We start from the raw sequence: 624 nt of genomic DNA on the forward strand, positions 1-624 counted from the left end.
CTGCACATCACGCGCGCCGGCACGCGGGCGGTCAATACCGCGCCGGCCGACTGGCTCGAGAAGGTTCCGGACGAGCAGGATCGGGTGACACCGCTGAAGGTGGCTGCCGCTGCTGCCTCTCCCCAGCGGGGGCGGCTACGGTTCGGCGATGTCGCGCCGACGTTCGCGCAACTGACGGCCGTAGTGCTGTTCGGCGACGTCTGGGCCCGGCCCGGACTCTCCCAGCGCGATCGCAGCCTGATCACGGTAAGTGCGCTGATCGCGATGAACCGCCCGGACCAGTTGCGGGCTCACATGGCGCGTGCGCGGCAGAACGGCCTGAGCGACGCGGAGCTGATCGAGACCGTGACGCACCTTGCGTTCTACGCCGGCTGGCCGAGCGCCGTCACGGCCATCGGCGTCGCTCGCGACGTGTTCGCCGCCAAGCCTTGACGGCGGATTCCTTGCCGGCACGAATGTCGGGACGAAGTGCCGTGAGAGTCGGCATCGGCAGACTTCAGTGCACAGCCTGATCCGCCGCAGGGCCTGCGGGCCCGGTCGGCGGGACTGTCCAAGGATAGGTAGTGGTCATGATGCTTCCTGGAGTGTGAATGGGGTCTGTTGCCGGTTCGTTGGCGTCAGAGC

Annotated in this window: 1 protein-coding gene; it reads left to right on the plus strand. The window is 68.1% G+C overall.

Annotation, left to right across the window (positions count from 1 at the left end; translation table 11 throughout):
• Nucleotides 1-84 precede the first annotated feature (84 nt).
• Complete coding sequence (locus AC1DTN_RS38265) at nucleotides 85-432, plus strand: carboxymuconolactone decarboxylase family protein (protein WP_477925396.1); 348 nt, start codon at nucleotides 85-87, stop codon at nucleotides 430-432.
• Nucleotides 433-624 lie beyond the last annotated feature (192 nt).

It is taken from the genome of Rhizobium sp. 01T444 (assembly GCF_056398305.1).